This is a genomic window from Nonomuraea sp. GTA35 (assembly GCF_041950525.1).
Lineage (GTDB): Bacteria > Actinomycetota > Actinomycetes > Streptosporangiales > Streptosporangiaceae > Nonomuraea.
The window spans coordinates 1-1,091 of record NZ_JBGNUV010000057.1 but is presented as its reverse complement, the minus strand read 5'-3'; the positions used below and the strand labels follow the sequence as shown (position 1 = coordinate 1,091).

At 71.4% G+C, this 1,091-nt stretch carries 1 protein-coding gene; it reads left to right on the top strand.

The annotated features are described in order from the left end of the window. The first annotated feature begins 68 nt into the window (after nucleotides 1–68). Nucleotides 69–1,091, top strand: coding sequence for a LacI family DNA-binding transcriptional regulator (locus ACBJ32_RS59345; RefSeq protein ID WP_375134399.1), 1,023 nt, complete (start codon nucleotides 69–71; stop codon nucleotides 1,089–1,091).

Sequence of the window (1,091 nt, the reverse complement as noted above, 5' to 3'; positions counted from 1 at the left end):
CGCGGCAGCCTTGATCGTGGGAAGGCGGTACCGCCCGCCTTCCCGCACCCCGTGACTAGACTGCCGCCATGACCACGGAGTCGTCCCCTCTCACCATCGCCCAGCTCGCCGAGCTGGCCGGAGTCTCCACCGCGACGGTCTCCAAGGTCGTCAACGGCCGCTCCGAGGTCTCCTCCGAAACCCGCGCCGCCGTGGAAGAACTCATCCGCCGCCACGGCTACCGCCGCCAACGCCGCCGCTCCACCCCCACCACCCTCATCGACCTCGTCTTCCACGCCCTCGAAGGCGACTACCCCGTCGAGATCACCAAAGGCGTGGCCGACGTCGCCCGCACCCACGACCTCACCGTCGGCATCTCCGACCTACGCCGCGACCACACCGCCGCCGACGCCTGGCTCGAAGGCGTACTCCGCCGCCGCCCCAGCGGCGTCATCGCCGTCTTCTCCGGCCTCACCGAAACCCAGCACCAACAACTCGCCCGCCGCGAAATCCCCCTCGTCCTGCTCGACCCCGCCGACGCCCCCGCCCCCACCATCCCCTCCGTCGGCGCCGGCAACTGGAACGGCGGCCTCACCGCCACCCGCCACCTCCTCGAACTCGGACACCGCCGCATCGCCATCATCACCGGCCCCGACTCCGCCCTGTCCAGCCGCGCCCGCCTCGACGGCCACCGCACCGCCCTCGACATGGCCGGCATCCCCGCCGACCCCCAACTCACCGCCCGCGGCGACTTCCTCATCGAAGGCGGCCTCACCCAAGCACACCGCCTCCTCCGCCTGCCCGACCCACCCACCGCCATCTTCGCCACCAACGACGGCCAAGCCATCGGCGTCTACCACGCCGCCCACCAACTCGGCCTGCGCATCCCCGACGACCTCAGCGTGATCGGCTTCGACGACCTGCCCTCCATCCGATGGACCATCCCCCCACTGACCACCATCCGCCAACCCCTCACCGACATGGCCGCCGCCGCCACCACCATGCTCCTCACCCTCGCCCACGGCGACCCCCTACCCCAGAGCCGCGTCGAACTGGCCACCGAACTCGTCGTACGCCAGAGCACCGCACCTCCCAAACGGCCACCCGCCTGA